The 17,908-nt window shown below is 69.6% G+C and carries 18 protein-coding genes; 9 read left to right on the forward strand and 9 right to left on the reverse strand.

The annotated features are described in order from the left end of the window. Position 1: 1 nt before the first annotated feature. The 4 genes from AC1D1A_RS01100 to AC1D1A_RS01115 form a co-directional block, all read right to left on the reverse strand. Complete coding sequence (locus tag AC1D1A_RS01100; RefSeq protein ID WP_018775751.1) at positions 2-331, reverse strand: biotin/lipoyl-containing protein; 330 nt, start codon at positions 329-331, stop codon at positions 2-4. Beyond that, on the reverse strand, positions 324-1,430 hold the full coding sequence (locus tag AC1D1A_RS01105; RefSeq protein WP_476946939.1) for an alpha-ketoacid dehydrogenase subunit beta: 1,107 nt from the start codon (positions 1,428-1,430) through the stop codon (positions 324-326). The genes AC1D1A_RS01100 and AC1D1A_RS01105 overlap by 8 nt, the downstream gene beginning before the upstream one ends. Then, positions 1,423-2,460 (reverse strand): thiamine pyrophosphate-dependent enzyme, encoded by a 1,038-nt coding sequence (locus AC1D1A_RS01110; protein ID WP_476857496.1) that lies wholly within the window; start codon positions 2,458-2,460, stop codon positions 1,423-1,425. The genes AC1D1A_RS01105 and AC1D1A_RS01110 overlap by 8 nt, the downstream gene beginning before the upstream one ends. A 106-nt stretch (positions 2,461-2,566) precedes the next feature. After that, the gene (locus tag AC1D1A_RS01115; RefSeq protein WP_476848877.1) at positions 2,567-3,997 is read right to left on the reverse strand and encodes an amino acid permease; all 1,431 of its coding nucleotides are present in this window, start codon (positions 3,995-3,997) and stop codon (positions 2,567-2,569) included. 183 nt (positions 3,998-4,180) lie between these two features. Between AC1D1A_RS01115 and AC1D1A_RS01120 the strand changes: the two genes are divergently transcribed. Further along, positions 4,181-4,657: an Lrp/AsnC family transcriptional regulator gene (locus AC1D1A_RS01120; RefSeq protein WP_028277521.1), complete on the forward strand. Its 477-nt coding sequence runs from the start codon at positions 4,181-4,183 to the stop codon at positions 4,655-4,657. Here AC1D1A_RS01120 and AC1D1A_RS01125 read toward each other — a convergent pair. After that, complete coding sequence (locus AC1D1A_RS01125) at positions 4,654-5,283, reverse strand: maleylpyruvate isomerase N-terminal domain-containing protein (RefSeq protein ID WP_476858806.1); 630 nt, start codon at positions 5,281-5,283, stop codon at positions 4,654-4,656. The genes AC1D1A_RS01120 and AC1D1A_RS01125 overlap by 4 nt on opposite strands. A 233-nt stretch (positions 5,284-5,516) precedes the next feature. On the opposite strand from AC1D1A_RS01125, the gene AC1D1A_RS01130 reads away from it, so the two are divergent. Genes AC1D1A_RS01130 through AC1D1A_RS01150 form a run of 5 tightly spaced genes read left to right on the forward strand, consistent with a single transcriptional unit; the run spans position 5,517 to position 11,500 of the window. Beyond that, entirely contained in the window at positions 5,517-6,233 is a 717-nt protein-coding gene (locus tag AC1D1A_RS01130; protein WP_230012031.1) for an NUDIX hydrolase, read from the forward strand. Next, the gene (gene nadA / locus AC1D1A_RS01135; RefSeq protein WP_476946940.1) at positions 6,230-7,537 is read left to right on the forward strand and encodes a quinolinate synthase NadA; all 1,308 of its coding nucleotides are present in this window, start codon (positions 6,230-6,232) and stop codon (positions 7,535-7,537) included. The genes AC1D1A_RS01130 and nadA overlap by 4 nt, the downstream gene beginning before the upstream one ends. Beyond that, complete coding sequence (locus AC1D1A_RS01140) at positions 7,534-9,375, forward strand: L-aspartate oxidase (protein ID WP_476946941.1); 1,842 nt, start codon at positions 7,534-7,536, stop codon at positions 9,373-9,375. Before nadA ends, AC1D1A_RS01140 begins: the two co-directional genes overlap by 4 nt. 35 nt (positions 9,376-9,410) lie before the next feature. Then, positions 9,411-10,337 carry a carboxylating nicotinate-nucleotide diphosphorylase gene (gene nadC, locus AC1D1A_RS01145; RefSeq protein WP_223916164.1) on the forward strand — a complete coding sequence of 309 codons (927 nt, stop codon included), beginning with the start codon at positions 9,411-9,413 and terminating at the stop codon, positions 10,335-10,337. A gap of 8 nt (positions 10,338-10,345) precedes the next feature. Beyond that, positions 10,346-11,500, forward strand: a complete 1,155-nt coding sequence (locus AC1D1A_RS01150) for a cysteine desulfurase family protein (protein WP_476946942.1) — start codon at positions 10,346-10,348, stop codon at positions 11,498-11,500. An 80-nt stretch (positions 11,501-11,580) separates the two neighbouring features. Here AC1D1A_RS01150 and AC1D1A_RS01155 read toward each other — a convergent pair whose 3' ends face one another. Both AC1D1A_RS01155 and AC1D1A_RS01160 read right to left on the reverse strand, forming a co-directional pair. Beyond that, positions 11,581-12,066, reverse strand: a complete 486-nt coding sequence (locus tag AC1D1A_RS01155) for a GtrA family protein (protein WP_476857822.1) — start codon at positions 12,064-12,066, stop codon at positions 11,581-11,583. 4 nt (positions 12,067-12,070) lie between these two features. Further along, on the reverse strand, positions 12,071-12,745 hold the full coding sequence (locus AC1D1A_RS01160) for a DUF1684 domain-containing protein (protein ID WP_028277528.1): 675 nt from the start codon (positions 12,743-12,745) through the stop codon (positions 12,071-12,073). A gap of 126 nt (positions 12,746-12,871) precedes the next feature. Here AC1D1A_RS01160 and AC1D1A_RS01165 point away from each other — a divergent pair, with 126 nt between their 5' ends. From AC1D1A_RS01165 to AC1D1A_RS01175, 3 genes are all read left to right on the forward strand, one after another. Continuing rightward, on the forward strand, positions 12,872-14,344 hold the full coding sequence (locus tag AC1D1A_RS01165; RefSeq protein WP_476946943.1) for a M20/M25/M40 family metallo-hydrolase: 1,473 nt from the start codon (positions 12,872-12,874) through the stop codon (positions 14,342-14,344). A gap of 30 nt (positions 14,345-14,374) precedes the next feature. After that, a complete protein-coding gene (locus AC1D1A_RS01170) occupies positions 14,375-15,223 on the forward strand; it encodes a hypothetical protein (RefSeq protein WP_476946944.1) in 849 nt (282 codons plus the stop codon). 85 nt (positions 15,224-15,308) lie between these two features. After that, positions 15,309-16,112 carry a transglutaminase-like domain-containing protein gene (locus AC1D1A_RS01175; RefSeq protein WP_223915942.1) on the forward strand — a complete coding sequence of 268 codons (804 nt, stop codon included), beginning with the start codon at positions 15,309-15,311 and terminating at the stop codon, positions 16,110-16,112. Positions 16,113-16,172: 60 nt separating this feature from the next. Here the strand turns inward: AC1D1A_RS01175 and AC1D1A_RS01180 are convergent, their stop codons facing one another. Next, positions 16,173-16,634, reverse strand: a complete 462-nt coding sequence (locus AC1D1A_RS01180) for a MarR family winged helix-turn-helix transcriptional regulator (protein WP_223916163.1) — start codon at positions 16,632-16,634, stop codon at positions 16,173-16,175. Then, entirely contained in the window at positions 16,634-17,758 is a 1,125-nt protein-coding gene (locus tag AC1D1A_RS01185; protein ID WP_476946945.1) for an LLM class flavin-dependent oxidoreductase, read from the reverse strand. Before AC1D1A_RS01185 ends, AC1D1A_RS01180 begins: the two co-directional genes overlap by 1 nt. Between the last annotated feature and the right edge of the window lie 150 nt (positions 17,759-17,908).

Here is a 17,908-nt window from a genome sequence, read left to right on the forward strand (position 1 = left end):
CTCAGTCCTCATCAAGTACGGCGCTCAGGCGGACCCGGCGCTTAGGTGCCTCTTCCTTCGGGACCGTGCCCACGATGCCGGCGGTGTTGTCCGGCACCTCAAACACAATCAGGGGCTCGCCGACATTGATCTTGTCGCCGGGCCCGCCGTAGATACGCACTACCTTACCTGCCTGCGGGCTGGGCAATTCAACGGCCGACTTGGTGGTTTCGACCTCCACGAGCGGCTGGTTGCGCTCCACCTGCTCGCCCGGGGAAACCAGCCATTCCAGCACGGTGGCCTCGATCAGGCCCTCGCCGAGATCCGGGAGCGGGAAGGAAATTTCAGCCACGTTTGTACTCCAATACTCGCTGGATGCCGAAGAGGATCCGGTCAATGTTCGGGATGTATTCATCTTCCAGGTCGCCCGAGGGGTACGGGACATCGAAGCCGGTGATGCGCTCCACCGGCGCCCTGAGGGTGTCGAAGCAGCTTTGCGTGATCAGCTGCGCCACTTCGGCGCCGAGGCCGGAGGTCAGCGGCGCCTCGTGGACGACGACGGCGCGGCGCGTCTTGCGCACGGAGGCGGCGAGGGCCTCGGCGTCGATCGGCTTGAGCCAGCGCAGGTCCAGGACCTCGATGTCGATCCCGTCCTCGGCCGCGAGCTCCGCCACCTGCAGGCAGCGGGCCACCATGGCGCCCCAGGCGACCAGCGTGAGGTGGCGGCCTTCGCGCATCACCTTGGCGCCGGTGGGGGAGCCGCCGTCTGCATCGTCGTCCGCATCGCAGTGCGCAAGGTCCACCTCACCCTTCTGCCAGTACCTCGACTTGGGCTCCATGAAGATCACCGGGTCCGGCCGCGTGGCGGCGTACTTGAGCAGGTGGTAGGCCTCATGCGGGTTCGACGGCGAGACCACCTTCAGGCCCGGTACGTGGGCGAAGAGCGCCTCCAGGCTTTCGCCGTGGTGTTCGGGGGCGCGGATGCCGCCGAAGCTGGGCACCCGCAGGGTGATGGGCATCGGCATGGTGCCCCGGCTGCGGTAGTTCATCCGGGCGATCTGGCAGACGATCTGGTTGATGGCAGGGTAGGCGAAGCCGTCGAACTGGACCTCGGGAATGGGGTGGAACCCGGCCATCGCCAGGCCCACGGACATGCCCAGGATGCCGGATTCCGCCAGCGGGGTGTCAAAGACGCGCTGCGCGCCGTGCCTGGCCTGCAGCCCGTCGGTGATGCGGAAGACGCCGCCGAGCCGGCCGCAGTCCTCGCCGAAGATGACGGCTTTGGGGTTGTCCGCGAGGACCTCGTCGAGGGCGCGGTTGAGTGCTTGCTGCATCGACATCACCGTGGTGGCGGGCTCGCTTCCTGCCGGGTTGGTGACAGTGTCGTCGCCGGTGTTGTCGGCAGTGTTGTCGCCTGCGGCGTCTACGTTTTCGAGAATCGAGTTAGACATGTTCGGACTCCTCGCGCCAGTTGGCGGCCTGGGCCTGCAGGGCAGGGGTGGTTTCCTGGAAGACCAGGTCAAACATTTCGGTGCCGGGCCGGGAGCCCAGGGCCTGGATGCCGGTACGGATCTGCTCCTCTTCGGCCTTGGCCGCGGCCAGCGCTTCGGCGAAGAACGCCTCGTCGGCGATACCATCGGCCAGCAGCCGCTGCCGCAGCCGCTCGAGCGGGTCGGTGCCGGCGCTGTCGCGCTCCTCGTCGAGGGAGCGGTAGCGGCCCGGATCATCGGACGTGGAGTGCGGGCCGCGGCGGTACGTCATGGCCTCGATGAGCACGGGGCCGTTGCCGGCGCGGGCGTGGGCGAAGGCGCGGCGGGTCGCCTCGAGGACCGCGACGACGTCGTCGCCGTCGATCTTCAGCGCGGGCATGCCGTAACCCGCGGCGCGGGCCGCGACGGAGCCGCCGGCCACCTGGCGCTCGGTGGGGACCGAGATGGCCCAGCCGTTGTTCTGGACGAAGAACACGACGGGCGCCTTCATCACGGCGGCGAAGTTCATCGCCTCGTGCACGTCGCCCTGGGAGGAGGCGCCGTCGCCGAAGTACGTCATTGCGACGCCGTCCTTTTTGTCCAGCGTCTGGCCGTGGGCCCAGCCGACGGCGTGCAGGACGGATCCGGCAACTACCGCCTGGATCGGGGCCAGCCGGGATTCCAGCGGGTTGTACAAGCCGCCGTGCCACGTGGCCTTGTGGGTGGACATGTAGGCCACCATGTCCACCCCCATGGTCCGGGCAACGCCCATTTCGCGGTAGGTGGGGAAGACGAAGTCCCGGGTGGTGTCCACGGCGTAGCCGCTGCCCACCTGGGCCGCTTCCTGGCCGAGTTCGGGGGCGTAGCCGGGGATGATGCCCTGCCGCTGCCAGGCGATGGCCGAGGTGTCGAGGTGCCGGACGGCCACCATGAGCGAATAGAGCTCGCGGAGTTCATCGGCTGTGAGCGGCCCGGCAGCGCTGCCGGAAGCCACGGGGAGAATTGTGTCCATGCCTGTGACCCTAGTCACCGGCGGCGGGGTGGGCAATCAGCCTAGGCTGGGGTGCCCAGACTGCACACTTATGCCGCCCCGCGCGCCGGTGAGCTTGGCAATTTGTCTAGCGGCTGGGCTGTTCCGCCTGGTCGGCTTTTGCGCCGGCGGCGGCGGCGTTGCGGTTCCGGGTGATCCGGGCGCCGGTCCAGCACGCCACGGCGATGCCGGCCACCAGTACCAGGGTGCTGACCAGCTGCTTGCTGCTCTCCGGGCTGCTGAAGCCGACGGCGAAGATCAGTGCCAGGAGCACGAGCCCGAAGATCGTCAGCCCGGGGAAGCCCTTCATCCGCAGCGGCAGCGCCGTGCCGTCGCGGTCTGCCCGGCGGCGCAGGATCAGCTGGGACACCAGGGCCGAGCCCCACACAACGAGGCAGGTGGAACCGACCAGCTGGAACAGCGCCGGCAGGATCTGGTCGGGGAAGAGCAGTTCCAGGACGGCGGCCAGGAAGCCGAAGGCCACGGAGACGCTCACCGCCACGACCGGGACCCGGGCCGTGTTGAGCCTGGAGAGGAACTTGGGGGCTTCGCCGCGCTCAGAGAGCGAGTACACCATGCGGGACGCGCCGTAGAGGTTGGCGTTCAGGGCGGACAGCAGCGCGATAACGGCGACCAGGGTGATCGCGGCGCCGGCGCCGGGGATCCGGGCGACGTCGAGGACGCCGGCGAAGGGGGACTTCAGGGCCGCGGAGGTTGAGGGAAGGACGGCCGCGATGACGAATACCGAGCCGATGTAGAACACGAGGATCCGCCAGACGACGGTGCGGATCGCCTGGGCGACGCTGCGTTCCGGGTTTTCCGTCTCGGCCGCGGCCACGCTGACAATCTCGGTGCCGCCGAAGGCGAAGATGACGACGAAGAGTGCCGTTGCGATGCCGCCCAGGCCAGCCGGGGCGAAGCCGGATGTGAAGTTGCCGAGGCCAGGAGACGGGACGTCCGGCAGCAAGCCCAGCAGCAGGGCCCCGCCGATGGCCAGGAATATCACGATGGCAGCCACCTTGAGGATGGCGAACCAGAATTCGAACTCGCCGAAGTTCTTCACGCCCGCCAGGTTGATGGCGGTGAACAGGGCCATGAAGATCAGGGACAGTGCCCAGACGGGGATCACCGGCCACACAGTGAACAGGAGCCCGGCCGCGCCGAGAGCCTCGGCGGCGATGACCACCACGAGCTGCAGCCACCAGAGCCAGCCGACGGTGGCGCCCGCGGTCTTGCCCATGGCCTTTTGCGTGTACACGGAGAAGGCGCCGCTGTTGGGATTGGCCGCGGCCATCTCTCCGAGCGCCCACATCACCAGGATGATCAGGGTTCCGGCGACGAGGTAGGAGATCAGCACGGCCGGTCCCGCCGCCTGGATTCCTGCCCCCGAGCCGAGGAACAGGCCGGCGCCGATCGCGCTGCCCAGTCCCATCATGGTCAGCTGGCGTGGTTTCATGCTGTGCCCCAGGCTCGGGGCGGGAACCGCGGTGGGTAGCGTCGCGGTGGACTTCATCGTCATGGCGAACCTTCGTGTGGTTTGGATCTTTGCGTCCTTATGGGACCTATTGAATTTACCGGATTTGGGCCCGGCCCCAGGCCGCCGGGGCGCCTCCGCCGTGAGAGCATGGTGGCAGTTTGCTAACTGAATCGGGGCATCGTTGGCTGTTTGTCCGGCCCGGTCCCGCTTGGGAAGGAAGAATCAGTGGACGTTGATCCGCTTGATGCAAAGATTGTCCGATTTTTCACGGATTCCCCCCGGGCCTCGGTCCTGGAGGCCTCCCGGGTGCTGAAGGTTGCCCGCGCCACGGTGCAGTCGCGCCTGGACCGGATGCAGGACGCCGGCGTGATTGGCTCATGGGTGCCCCAGCCCGATCCGGCGCACTTCGGCTACCCCGTGGTGGCTTTCTGCTCCCTCACGATCAACCAGGACCTCGGGCACGACGCCGTCGTGGAGGCCCTGGCGCGGATCCCCGAGCTGATTGAGATCCATACCGTCTCCGGGAGCTCGGACCTCATGGCCCGGATAGCCGCCCGCTCCAATTCGGACCTCCAGCGCGTCCTCGATGCCATGATCGCCACCAGATCGGTCCTGCGCTCGTCCTCCGTGATCGTGCTCAATACGCACTTCCAGGGCCGCACCCTGCCGCTGCTGGAAGCCGCGGCCGCCGGCACGGGCTAGAGGACACTCAGGTTTTCGGGCAGGCTGGTCCGGCCGGTGAGCAAGAGCAGCAAATCACCGGCGGACGGCAACCGGGAGCCGATGGCTCCGGCGAGCTCCAGGGAGGCCGCGACCGCCGGGGCCAAGGCGGCGGGCGGCGGCAGGCCCAGGGCGCGCGCCAGATCCAGGGTGTGCACGGCCAGCTCGAAGGTCCGGGTCGGCAGGTAGTCGATGAGCGTCATTACTCCGGCCGGGGTGGCCACCAGGGCATCGTCGGGCGTGTTCCTGACGAGGGCCGTGACGCGTTGGACAAGCTCCCGCACGGCAGCGGCAGGGTCCTCGCCCAGCGCCTCCCCGGTTTCCCTGCCCCGCTGCGCAATCGCGGCGGGCGAGGTGGCGCCCCGGACGCCCAGGAAGTATTCCACCGGACCCGGCACCCGCGCCCCGGCGGCCGGGGTGGCGAGGTAGGCTTCCACGGTTGTCAGGGCCCGGCTCGTGTGGCCGGTCAGCGCCCGGACATCCCATTCTCCCAGTGCCGGCCGCGACCACGCCTGGTGCGGTACCTGCCCGGCGAGCTCCATGAATGCCTGGGCCGCTCCCGCGTATCGGGCCCTGACCGCCTCTGCGTCCGTACCCTCTGCGTCCATGACTTCTCCGTCCATAGCCTCGATTAATACCGTTGCCGGCACCCGCGGACAAGCCCGGTCCGTGCGCCGGCGGCATCCCGGTCCGGCCCATGTGACCTGAAACATTTTGCGCCCGGGCGGCGCGGCCGTATCATTAGTTCTAGTCAATGTGACTATAACTAATCCGGCGGTCGGGCCGGATCTAGCCGGGCAGTCCATCGCGGGACCCGCCCGGGACCTCAGAGGGCGGGTAGATCACCGTTTACACCACAGCAGCCAACGTCTCGGAGCGCCAGACCGCGCCGCCGTCGCTGGCCATCTCCACGGTGATCTTTGCGCTGCGTCCCAGCGAACGCTCCGGGCGGCCCACGCTGTGGATCCCGCTGGTGCGCCGGATCCGCGAACCGTTCAAGGGCCTCTGGGCCCTGCCGGGCGGCCCGCTCACGCACTCCGAGTCACTCCAGGACGCCGCCTCGCGGAACCTGCGCGAGACCACCGGGCTGGCCCCGAACTACCTCGAACAGCTCTACGCCTTTGGCGGGCTGCACCGCTCGCCCACCCAGCGCGTCGTCTCGATCGTGTACTGGGCACTCGTCCAGCCCACGGAGGCCGCGCTGGCCGACGAATCGGAGAACGTGCGCTGGTTCCGCGCCGACAGGCTGGACGGGCTGGCCTTCGACCACAACTCGATCGTCGACTACGCGCTGTGGCGGCTGCGCAACAAGATGGCCTACGGATCCATCGCCTACCACCTGCTGGGCGAGTACTTCACCCTCGCCCAGGTCCGGGAGGTCTACGAGGCCGTCCTGGACCGCGAACTCGATCCCGCCAACTTCCGCCGGCAGGTCAAGGCCACGCCGGAAATCGAAGAAACCGACCATTATCTGCAGGGCGGCAAGCACCGCCCGCCCCGCCTCTACCGCTTCACCGGCCGCCCAGGCCTCGACCCAGACAACAGGAGCACACCATGAGCAGCGTCAACACGGCAATCCAGCTGATCACGCGCGAGCAGGCCACCACTCTGGCACAAGGCGCGGCCGCCTCCACCTGCAGCCCCGCGCTGGCCCGCGGGCCCTGGGACTACGACCTCGCCGAGGCCCTCGCCGGCGTGCCCGCCTACGGGCCGGGTGCCTCCTCCACCGACGTCGCACCGGCCTCCACTCCCCGGCAGGGCCAGCTCCCGGAAGAATACAAGCTCGCTTCCGACGCCGAACTCGACGCCCGGATCCGCGCCGCCAAAGCGGCACTGGGGGACCGCGCCGTCGTGCTGGGGCACTTCTACCAGCGCGACGAAGTGATCGAATACGCCGACTTCGTGGGAGATTCGTTCCAGCTCGCCAACGCCGCCCTGACCCGGCCCGACGCGGAGGCCATCGTCTTCTGCGGCGTGCACTTCATGGCCGAGACGGCGGCCATCCTGTCCCGCCCCGACCAGGCCGTGATCCTGCCCAACCTGGCCGCCGGCTGCTCCATGGCCGACATGGCGGACATCGACTCGGTCACCGAGTGCTGGGAACAGCTTGAGGAGGTCTTCGGCACCGAGCCCGACGCCGAGGGCCGGGTCCCTGTCATCCCGGTCACCTACATGAACTCCTCCGCCGCCCTCAAGGGCTTCTGCGGCGAGCGCGGCGGGATCGTCTGCACCTCCTCGAACGCCGCGACCGTGCTGGAATGGGCGTTTGAACGCGGCCAGCGCGTGCTGTTCTTCCCCGACCAGCACCTGGGCCGCAACACCGCGAAGGCCATGGGGGTGCCGCTGGAGCAGATGCCGATGTGGAACCCGCGCAAGGACCTCGGCGGCAACGACGAACAGGCCCTGCTCGACTCCCGGGTAATCCTCTGGCACGGCTTCTGTTCGGTCCACAAGCGCTTCAACGTGGGCCAGATCGAAAAGGCCCGCGCCGAGTTCCCCGGCGTGCAGGTGATCGTGCACCCGGAATGCCCCATGGAGGTGGTGGATGCCGCCGATTCCGCCGGGTCCACCGACTTCATCAAGAAGGCCATCGCCGCGGCCACGGAGCCCACCACGTTTGCGATCGGCACCGAGATCAACATGGTGAACCGGCTCGCTGCGGAATACCCGCAGCACACCATCTTCTGCCTCGACCCGGTGATCTGCCCCTGCTCCACGATGTACCGCATCCACCCCGGATACCTCGCCTGGGTCCTGGAAGCGCTCGTCCGCGGCGAGGTGCTGAACCGCATCACCGTGGACGAGGACGTGGCCGCCCCGGCCAGGGTGGCCCTGGAACGCATGCTGGCGGCGCGGCCGTGACCAGGCGGCTCGTGATCGTCGGCAGCGGGATTGCTGGGCTCTACGCCGCGCTGCTCGCCACCGACGACGCCGCCACCGGCGGCCGTGACATCGAAGTGGTCCTCCTGAGCAAGGGGACGCTGGAGCAAAGCAACACCTTCTACGCCCAGGGCGGCATCTCGGCCGTGCTGGCCCCGGAGGATGCTGCCCCCGGGGACTCCGTGGCAGCGCACATCGCGGACACGCTCGCCGCCGGTGCCGGGCTCAACGACCCCGAAGCAGTCCGGATCCTGTGCACGGAGGCTGTCCGGGACATCGCCGGCCTGGGCCGCTACGGCGTGCACTTCGACGCAGCTCCCGACGGCGGACCGGCCCTGGGCCTGGAAGCGGCACACTCGGCCCCGCGCATCCTGCACGCCGGCGGGGACGCGACGGGCGCCTGCATCGCCCGCGGGCTCGTCGCCGCCGTCCTCGAACGCGCCGTCCTGGACCGCGCCGGCCACGGCCGGCTCCGGGTGGAGACCAGCGCGTTCGTCACCGGGCTCCTGACCGAACCTGGTGTCCGCCCGGAAACTCCGTCACCCCCCGGCAGCGCACCCCCGACGCCGGCCCGGGTCACCGGCGTGGCCTACCAGGCTGGCGGACGGCCCCAGGAGCTGGCCGCCGACGCCGTCCTGCTCACCACCGGCGGTGCGGGCCGGCTCTTTGCCCGCACCAGCAACCCCGCCGTCGCCACCGCCGACGGACTGGCCCTGGCCTGGCGTGCCGGCGCCGCGGTGCGGGACCTCGAGTTCTTCCAGTTCCACCCCACCACCCTGGCCGCCGGGGAGATTCCGGGCGGCCCGCCGGCCCTGCTCATCTCCGAAGCGGTCCGCGGCGAGGGCGCGGTGCTGCTGGATGCCGCGGGATACCGCTTCATGCCCGACTACCACCCCGACGCCGAACTGGCCCCCCGCGACGTCGTCTCCCGCAGCATCGCCCTGCACCTGGCCGCCACCGGGGCCGCGCCGGACAGCCCGGTCTACCTGGACGCCCGCGGCATCGAAGCAGAGCGGGGCGCGGGCTTCCTGGCCCGGCGGTTCCCGACCATCACGGCGGCCACCCTCGCCGCAGGGTACGACTGGACCACAGAGACCGTACCCGTGTCCCCGGCAGCCCACTACTGGATGGGTGGCGTGTGCACCGACCTGTGGGGCCGCACGTCGGTACCCGGCCTGTATGCCGCCGGCGAGGTGGCCCGCACGGGCGCCCAAGGGGCCAACCGGCTGGCGAGCAACTCGCTGCTGGAGGGCCTGGTGTTCGGCCGCCGGGCGGTCGAGGACTTCCTGCACGCCGACCCGTCGCACGACACCACTGCTCCGTGTGCTCCCCACGATCCCCCTAGCCTCGCAAGCTCGGCCAGGGAACCCGGATCGTGTGGGCCCACGGCCGCGGGCGGCCTACCCTTGACGCACGCTTCCGCAGCGCCGTCGCACGACTTCACGTCAGGGGAGGACACTTTAGCGAGCGTGTCCGAAGATTTTGTGAAGTCGGTATCCGCGTACGGGGTTTTCTCGCGCGACGCTCTTCGGCGGTTGATGACGGCGGACGCCGGGGTAATGCGCAGCGGGGAGCAACTGCGGGAGGCGGAGACCGTGCTTGCGGCCTGGGACGCCGTTGTCCATTCTGAGACCGCTCCCGATGCCGGCCACAGTGACTGGCTCTGCCAGGATGCCCATGAGGACCGGAACCTGCTCCTCGCGGCCCGCCTGCTTGTGGCGGCTGCCCTGAACCGCACGCAGTCCGTCGGAGCCCACTACCGGGCGGACACGGACGACGCCTCAGCCCTCACCCATTCCATGCAAAGGATTTCCTCGTGACCACCACTGCCCACGCAACCGCTGCCCCGGAAACCCTGCCCTCCCGCACCGCGGCGCTCGCCGGGAGCCTGCCCGAGGCTGCCGTCCTGGCCGTCCTCCGCGCGGCGCTGCAGGAGGACGCCCCGTACGGGGACGTCACTTCCCAGACGCTCATCCCGGCGCAGGCGCGGGCCACCGCGGTGCTCAACGCCCGCGTTCCCGGGGTGCTGAGCGGCGGGGAGGTCTTCGCCGCGGCGATGCGGCTGACCGACCCGGGCGCCGTCGTCGAACTGCTGGTCCACGACGGCGAGGCCTTCGCCGCCGGAACCGCCCTGGCCCGCGTGACCGGGAACGCCCGCGCCGTGCTGCTGGCCGAACGCGTCGCACTGAACCTGGTCCAGCGGATGAGCGCCATCGCCACCAAAACGGCCGAGTTCGTGGCGCTCGTGGCCGGCACCCGGGCCCGGATCACCGATACCCGCAAGACCACGCCGGGGCTGCGGGTGCTCGAACGCTACGCCGTCCGCTGCGGCGGTGGCGCCAACCACCGCTTCAGCCTCTCCGACGCCGTCCTGGCCAAGGACAACCACCTGGCCGTCCTCACCGGCGGCGATCCGGCGAAGCTGACCGCAGTGCTCCGCGGCGCCAAGGCCCAGCTCGGCCACACAACACACTTCGAAGTGGAGGTGGACACCATGGAGCAGATCGAGCCCGTCCTGGCCGCCGGGGTGGACACCATCATGCTGGACAACTTCTCCCTGGCCGAGCTCGCGGCCGGCGTCGGGCTGGTGGGCGGCCGGGCCCGTGTCGAGGCCAGCGGCAACGTCAACCTCGCTACCGTGGCGGACATCGCGGCCACCGGGGTGGACGTCATCTCGATCGGCGCCCTGACGCACAGTGTCACGGCCCTGGACCTCGGCCTGGACATTGAGCTTGACGTCGAGCCGGCCGTCGACTCCGGCGCCGGTCCGGCGGCCGGCTGAGGCGCGCCATGATCTTCCTCGACGCCTCGGCCACCACCCCGGTCCGCCGCGAGGTGCTGGAGGCCATGTGGCCGTACCTCACGGTCGAATTCGGCAACCCGTCAAGCCATCACTCCCTGGGTGAGGCGGCTGCCGCGGCGCTCGCAGGGGCCCGCGCCGCAACCGCCAGGGCCCTCGGCTGCCGCCCCGGGGAAGTCGTCTTCACCTCCGGCGGCACGGAAGCGGACAACCTCGCCGTCAAAGGCATCGCCCTGGCCCGGCGCGCCGCCGATCCGCGCCTGGACCGGGTGGCGATCAGCGCCGTCGAGCATCCCGCGGTGGAAGAATCCGCCAGGTACCTTGAACGGGTCCACGGGTTCGCCGTCGACGTGATCCCCGTGGACCGCTTCGGGCAGGTAAGCGACGAGGCCCTCGCCGCCGTGCTGCAGCCCGGCACGGCCCTGGTCAGCATCATGTACGCCAACAACGAGGTCGGCACGGTCCAGTCCATCGCCCGGCTCGCGGCGCTGGCCCATGCCCACGGGGTCCCGTTCCACACCGACGCCGTCCAGGCCGCCGGCTGGCTGCCGCTGGACACCGGCGCACTGGGTGTGGACGCGCTGAGTATTTCCGGCCACAAGCTGGGCGCGCCCAAAGGCAGCGGCGCGTTGTTTGTGCGCGGCCGGGTCCGGCTTGAACCGCTGGTCCACGGCGGCGGGCAGGAACGGGGCCGCCGGTCGGGCACGGAGAACGTCGCCGGGGCCGTGGCGCTGGCGACGGCACTGGCGCTGCCGCGGGAACCGGCCGGGCACGTCGCTGCCCTCCGCGACGGGTTTATTGACGCCGTGCTGGCCGGTGTTCCCGGCGCACTGCTCACCGGCCACCCCACCGAGCGGCTGCCCTCGGTGGCATCCTTCTGCTTCCCGGGCACCAGCGGCGAGTCCGTGCTGCTGGAGCTCGAACGCCAGGGCATCATCTGCTCCAGCGGTTCCGCGTGCGCCGCCGGCTCGGATGCGCCCTCGCCGGTGCTGCTGGCCCTGGGCATCGAGCCCGAGATCGCCCAGACGGCGGTGCGGTTCAGCTTTGACTCGACCGTGACGGCAGCGCAGTTGCAGGAGGCGGCGGCCGCGGTCCGCACCGCCGTCGCCGGCGTCCGCTCCCTCGGGACCCCCTCCACCGGTTGAGCTGTCACTAAATGTCTTTATCGGGCCTCCATAGCGGCTTGAACTGATAGCTCAACCCGGGGTGAGGGCCCCGGGCGACGTCAGCGGTGGCGGGCGCGGCGGAAGATCCAGTGCCGCAGCATCGTGAACCGCACGGCGGTGGCGGCGAAACCGGAGAGGGTGGTGGTCCACAGCTCCTCGGCCACGGTGGCGTCCGGGTTGACCCAGTGCAGGACGGCGAGGCTGCCGCCGGTGATCAGCAGCGCGACGACGATCACGATCAGGCCGTTGAGGTGGTCGCGCTTCATCCGGCGGCGTTCGGTGATCTTGAACGTCAGGCGCCGGTTGAGGGCGGTATTCATGAACGACGTCAGGATCAGGGCCGCCGCGTTGGCCGGTTGGGCCCCAAGCCAGGGCCGGGAGAGTGCGTACAGGGCCAGGGAGGTCAGGGTGCAGACAATGCCGACGCCGGTGAACCGGATGAGCTGCCGGACCACGGGGTACCGGAGGACTCCACGGTACCGGCGGGTCTTCGGCCCGAGGACGACGGCGGGGGCAGGGTCAAGCTGTTCGAGCTGGGACTCCATCCGCTCAGTACAGCTCGCCCACGGGGATGTCCACGGCCAGCCGGTTTGCCGGGCCCGCCAGCGGACATGCCCAGGCCTCGTTGTAGGCGCACGAGGGGTTGTAGGCGAAATTGAAGTCCAGGATGAATTCGGCCTGGGGCCCGGAGCCCCGCACGCCGTGGAAAGCTCCCTTGATGGTGTCCAGGAGGTAGCGTCCAGCGCCGTAACTGCCGCCGGGCTGGCCTGCGGTGGCGTCACGGAACGGCACGAAGATGCCCCCGCCGTAGCCCCTGAGCTTCCAGACCGCGAGCTGTCCCATCTCGGGCAGGTCGAAGGTGCCCAGCCGCACGAACCGGACCAGGCCGTCGGTCCCGGTCTCTACGTTCATCTCCCGCCCGGCGCCCTCGGGGGTCAGCGGGACGTGGAAACGGTAGATCGGATCGTAGTCCGCCGTCTTCAGGCCGCCGAAAGTGGCTTTGGCCTCGGCCGTCAGCGCGGAGGCCGGGTGGGTGCCGAACATGCGGTCCCGCTCCTGGCGCCAGTAGGAATGCGCCTCGGCCGGGCTGTCCGCGGCAATCTTTCGCGTGGTGGCGTAGAGGGCAAAGGTCCGCAGCCGCCAGTCCGCGATATCGAGGGCCGACATGCCTGCCACGTCGCCCAGATCCCCAAAGTGCGTTCCGTCAATGCTCTGTTCGGCCATGCCCCCAGCGTATCCGCTTTCGCGGGGCCGAAATTTGTGCGCCGAAATTGTGCCCCGGATTCCGGGGCCGGACCCGCGCGCCGAATGGCCCGTTCCGGCGGACCCTCCGGCCGTAGACTTTCGCGCATGCGCAACCCCCTGCAGGACGCGGCCGCCGGCAATACCCTCAAGAGCCCCGGCGGAACACCGGGCGGCCCCGGGCACCCGCCGGGCGCCGGGCGCGCGGCGGCGTCGCTGGCGGAGCTCGTGACGTACCGGACCGTGCCCATCCGGGCCGCGGGGTCCTCCCATGCCGGGTCCTCCCGGTCCGGGTCCTCCCATGCCGGGGCCGGGGTGGAAACAGCGGAGTTCGAGGCCTTCATCGCGGCGCTGCCCCGGTTGTATCCGGCGGTCCATGCTGCCCTGGAACTGGAGCGGGTCAACGGCCACGCACTCCTGTACCGCTGGCCCGGCGCCGCACCAGCGGAGGACCCAGCGGCCGTGCACCGGGCGTCGGTGCTGATGGCGCACTACGACGTCGTCCCGGCAGACGACCCGGGGGAGTGGACACACCCGCCGTTCTCCGGCCACAACGACGGCACGTTCCTCTGGGGCCGCGGGACGCTTGATGACAAGGGCCAGCTCGTGGCCATCCTGGAAGCGGCCGAGAGCCTGCTGCTGGCGGGGTATGCGCCCGCGCACGACCTCTACTTCTCGTTCGGCAACAACGAGGAGACGGCCGGCAACAGCGCGGCGGCCGCCGCGGACCTGCTGGCCGGCCGTGGCGTGGTGCCCTGGCTCGTGCTGGACGAGGGCGGTGCCGTCGCGGGCGGCGCCTTCCCGGGGGTGAGCCGGCCGGCCGCCGTCGTCGGCGTGGCCGAAAAGGGAATCCTGGACGTGGAGCTGCTGACCCGGGACCCGGGCGGACACGCCTCCACGCCGCCGCGGATGGGGGCGACGGCGCGGCTGGCCCGTGCCATCACCCGGATCGAGCGCAGCCCGTTCCCGCAGTCGCTGCCGGAGGTGACCGCCGAGATGCTGCGCCGCTTCGGCCCGCACACCCCGCCACCGCTGCGGGCCGTGTTCGCGAACGTGGCACTGCTCCGGGCGCCGATCACCTGGCTCTTCGGCCGGCTCGGCAGCGAGACCAACGCCATGACCCGAACCACCGTCGCCATCACCACGCTCGAAGGCAGCTCCGGGGCCAACGTCCTCGCCGCCACGGCGAAGGCCAACGCCAACATCAGGGTGGCGGTGGGGGAGACGGTCGAGGGCACCATGGCACTGCTGCGGAAAATCATCCGCGACCCGAAAGTCGAACTGCGCGTCGTGGAGGGCAACGACCCGTCTCCGGTGTCGCCGTCCTCGGGGGCCCAGTGGGACCTGCTGGCGGACTGCATCGGGCAGGTCTTCCCCGAGGCGATCATCACCCCCTACATCATGATGGGCGGCACCGACTCGCGCCGTTTCACCGGGATCTGCGGTGCCGTGTACCGCTTCGCGCCCTTCTTCATGGACGTCCGGGCCCGCGGCTCTATCCACGCCGTTGACGAAAAGATCGGGCTGGAGACGCTGGAGCAGGGGGTCCGGTTCTACGAAACACTGATGCGGGAGCTCTGAGTCATGCGGCGTCCCGGCTACGCTGGCACCATGACAGGGACGGCCCCTTCTTCAGCAGGCACCGCTTCTTCAGCAGGCACTGCAGGAATCCGGTGCGCTGTGCTGCGCACCGGCGCGGTGCTCGCGGTCGCGGCGGCAGCCCTTTCGGGCTGCAGCAGCGACGGCAAGGGGACGCCGGTCTGGACCGCGGGCAGCAGCGCGGCGGACAGTGCGGGTCCCGGTGCGAGTGAGAGTGCGACGCCGTCTGCCACCACTGGTGCCGCCGCCTCGGCCGGCGCTTCCCCCAGCGCGGGTTCGAGCGCAGCGGCCTGGAAGGTCTTTACCGACCCGGCAAAGTCCGTCAGTTTTGAGGTGCCGCAGGACTGGATTGTCCAGTCCGTAGCTCCCGACGCCGGTGCGCTGCCCGGGGCGCTGAAGATCACCGTCAAGGACGCCGGCGGTGCTTACCTGGCCACCTTGCAGACCGGCCTGCCCCCGCAGCCGGCCGCGGCCTGCCCGGACGACGCCGCCCGCAACTACGTCGTGGTCAGCAGCGTGCCGGTTGACCTGCCGCGCGCCGGCGGCGGGGGAACCATTGACCCGCACGTGGTGTTCCGGGTGATCCAGGGCTACAAGTACTTCGGTTCCTACGGCATCACCAACGTGGTGGGCGGCGCCGGCGGCAGGAGCTGCGCGTTGCAGAACGTGGTCCGTGGCCCGGCCGGCAAGGGGGACTATTCGTTCGGGGACCTGACAGTGCTCAAGGCGTTGGCGCCGGACCAGAAGGTTGCCCCCGCCAAGGCCTTCGACACTCTCGACCAGGCGGCCAAGTACGTCAATGAGGGGTCCGAATTCGCGAACGTCCAGCGGATGCTAATGTCTCTGAAGATCAAAAACTAGTCCCGCCCGCCCCGCACATCCCCGGGCCGTTGACGGCGGCTTCCCCTGCACCCACCTCAATCCCACATCCCGGAGACAGAGATACATGGAACGCGCCGTAGCCGCCCGCCTGGCCTTCAAGACCGTTGCCGAAACCAAGGTGGCTCTCGCCGTGGCGGTGGCCCGGAACGCCGGCTACGACTCGATTGAAGAATCGCTCAGGGTGACCGCGGGAGGCGGGGACGTGCCGCTGACCGAGCTCTCGGACCATCACGGCGGCCGCTTCCACTACATGGAATTCGCCGAACCCACCGAAGTCCTGGTTGAGTATTCGGCCACCGTCACCGGCTTCGCGCTGCCCGAGGAACCCGGGCTCATGGAACTGATCCGCTATGTCCGGCCCAGCCGCTACGCGGAATCGGACCGGCTGTTGCCCACCGCCTATGCCGAATTCGGCGGGCTCCAGGGCGAGGAGCTGCTCCACGCCGTCCGGGACTGGGTTTTCAACGAGCTGCGCTACGTCAGCGGATCCTCGCGGGGGACCGACGGCGCGGTCGAAACACTGCTGCACCGCCGCGGCGTCTGCCGGGACTTTGCCCACCTCGCCATTGCCCTGCTGCGTTCCAAGAACGTCCCGGCCCGGCTGGCAGCCGTCTACGCCCCTGGACTAACCCCGATGGACTTCCATGCCGTGGCCGAGGCGCACATCAACGGCGCCTGGCACGTCATCGACCCCACGGGGCTGGCGCCACGGGAGAGCATGCTGCGGATCACGGCAGGACGCGATTCCTCGGACACCGCCTTCCTGTCCACCGTGGGCGGCAGCCTGTCCCTGAAGGAACTCAGCGTCACCGCCGTCGTCGATGACCTGCCGCAGGAAGACCCGGCGCAGCTCGTCGCGATCCACTAGGCAGCGCACGTCCTCAGGGCACGGTCTTAGCGCACGGCCGGGCGGCCTCAGGGCACGGTCTTAGCGCACGGAGACAGCGGCACGGAGCTTCTCGGTCAGCCGCAGCAGCTCCTGCTGTTCGGCGGCGGAGAGGGCCGGGCCCACGAGCGCGGCGATGTCGCGCACGTGTTCCCGGCCGATCTGCTTCTGCAGGTCCCGTCCGGCATCGGTGAGCCGGATGAGGATCCCGCGTCCGTCCTCCGGGGCTGGAGTCCGTTCAACGAGCCCGCGCTTTCCGAGCCGCTCCACCAGCCGGCTCAGGCTGGACTGGCTCAGCAGCACGTTGTCGTTGAGTTCGTTCAGGCGCAGCCACCCGGAGGGGCAGCGGGAGAGCGTAAACAGGACGTCGTACTCATTGAGCGCCAGGGCTTTGAATGCCGGCGCCGCCTGCAGCTTGCGCATCACCGCCACCTGGGCCCGGAACAGGGACTCCCAGGTTTCCGCGGCCAGGCGTACCGGCGATTCGGTAGTCTTGGCGGGCATCATGAGCCCTGAACGGTGGTCTCTGCCGCGGGGGCGTCGACGGTGCCCGCTGCCAGCGCGGCGGCCACCCGGACGGCGTGCGTCGGCGGTTCGGGAACGTGTGCCGGCTTGAGCGCGGCATATTCCTTGCGCAGCACCGGCAGTACTTCCTCGCCGAACAGGTCCAGCTGTTCCAGGACGGTCTTCAGCGGCAGGCCGGCGTGGTCGATCAGGAAGAGCTGGCGCTGGTAGTCGCCGAAGTACTCCCTGAACGTCAGGGTCTTTTCGATCACTTCCTGCGGGCTGCCGACGGTCAACGGGGTCTGGGACGTGAAGTCCTCCAGCGAGGGGCCGTGGCCGTAGACCGGGGCGTTGTCGAAGTAGGGGCGGAACTCCTTGACGGCGTCCTGGGAGTTCTTCCGCATGAAGAACTGGCCGCCGAGGCCCACAATCGCCTGGTCCGCCTTGCCGTGGCCGTAGTGCTCATAGCGTTCGCGGTAGAGGCCGATCAGCTGCTGGTAGTGCTCCTTGGGCCAGAAGATGTTGTTGGCGAAGAAGCCGTCACCGTAGTACGCCGCCACTTCGGCGATCTGCGGCGTGCGGATCGAGCCGTGCCACACGAAGGGGGCGACGCCGTCGAGCGGGCGGGGGGTGGAGGTGAAGTTCTGCAACGGGGTGCGGTGCTTGCCGGACCAGTTGACGGTGTCCTCGTCCCAGAGGCGGCGCAGCAGGGAGTAGTTCTCGATCGCGAGTTCGATCCCGTCCTGGATGTTCTTGCCGAACCAGGGGTAGACGGGGGCGGTGTTGCCGCGGCCCAGGACCAGGTCCACGCGTCCGTCCGCGAGGTGCTGGAGCATCGCGAAGTCCTCTGCGATCTTCACGGGGTCGTTCGTGGTGATCAGGGTCGTGGCCGTGGACAGGATGATGCGCTCGGTCTGGGCCGCGATGTAAGCCAGCGTGGTGGTGGGGGAGGACGAGAAGAACGGCCGGTTATGGTGCTCGCCGATGGCGTACACATCCATGCCGATCTCTTCGACCTTCTTGGCGATCGCCACGGACGCCTTGATGCGCTCGTGCTCAGTCGGGGTGCGGCCCGTGGTGGGGTCGGTAGTGATGTCGCTGACGCTGAATACGCCGATCTGCATGGTGTGCCTTTCCGTGGCCGGGGTGGATCCGGGATCTGTTTCTACTATAGCCGATTTAGATGCGTTTGCATCTATCGACCGGTATAACGCCCGGCGTGGACGAATATTCCCGCGCCGTTCCGGCCGGGTTTGCCGCCCCGTCTTCCCGGC

Source organism: Arthrobacter sp. P1_B9 (assembly GCF_056406495.1).

What these genes read in the sequence shown, in the direction of transcription:
- AC1D1A_RS01105 (WP_476946939.1), bottom strand. Translation starts at nt 1,430, where the DNA reads ATGTCTAACTCGATTCTCGAAAACGTAGACGCCGCAGGCGACAACACT.
- AC1D1A_RS01110 (WP_476857496.1), bottom strand. Translation starts at nt 2,460, where the DNA reads ATGGACACAATTCTCCCCGTGGCTTCCGGCAGCGCTGCCGGGCCGCTC.
- AC1D1A_RS01115 (WP_476848877.1), bottom strand. Translation starts at nt 3,997, where the DNA reads ATGACGATGAAGTCCACCGCGACGCTACCCACCGCGGTTCCCGCCCCG.
- AC1D1A_RS01125 (WP_476858806.1), bottom strand. Translation starts at nt 5,283, where the DNA reads ATGGACGCAGAGGGTACGGACGCAGAGGCGGTCAGGGCCCGATACGCG.
- nadA (WP_476946940.1), top strand. Translation starts at nt 6,230, where the DNA reads ATGAGCAGCGTCAACACGGCAATCCAGCTGATCACGCGCGAGCAGGCC.
- AC1D1A_RS01150 (WP_476946942.1), top strand. Translation starts at nt 10,346, where the DNA reads ATGATCTTCCTCGACGCCTCGGCCACCACCCCGGTCCGCCGCGAGGTG.
- AC1D1A_RS01155 (WP_476857822.1), bottom strand. Translation starts at nt 12,066, where the DNA reads ATGGAGTCCCAGCTCGAACAGCTTGACCCTGCCCCCGCCGTCGTCCTC.
- AC1D1A_RS01160 (WP_028277528.1), bottom strand. Translation starts at nt 12,745, where the DNA reads ATGGCCGAACAGAGCATTGACGGAACGCACTTTGGGGATCTGGGCGAC.
- AC1D1A_RS01165 (WP_476946943.1), top strand. Translation starts at nt 12,872, where the DNA reads ATGCGCAACCCCCTGCAGGACGCGGCCGCCGGCAATACCCTCAAGAGC.
- AC1D1A_RS01170 (WP_476946944.1), top strand. Translation starts at nt 14,375, where the DNA reads ATGACAGGGACGGCCCCTTCTTCAGCAGGCACCGCTTCTTCAGCAGGC.
- AC1D1A_RS01175 (WP_223915942.1), top strand. Translation starts at nt 15,309, where the DNA reads ATGGAACGCGCCGTAGCCGCCCGCCTGGCCTTCAAGACCGTTGCCGAA.
- AC1D1A_RS01180 (WP_223916163.1), bottom strand. Translation starts at nt 16,634, where the DNA reads ATGCCCGCCAAGACTACCGAATCGCCGGTACGCCTGGCCGCGGAAACC.
- AC1D1A_RS01185 (WP_476946945.1), bottom strand. Translation starts at nt 17,758, where the DNA reads ATGCAGATCGGCGTATTCAGCGTCAGCGACATCACTACCGACCCCACC.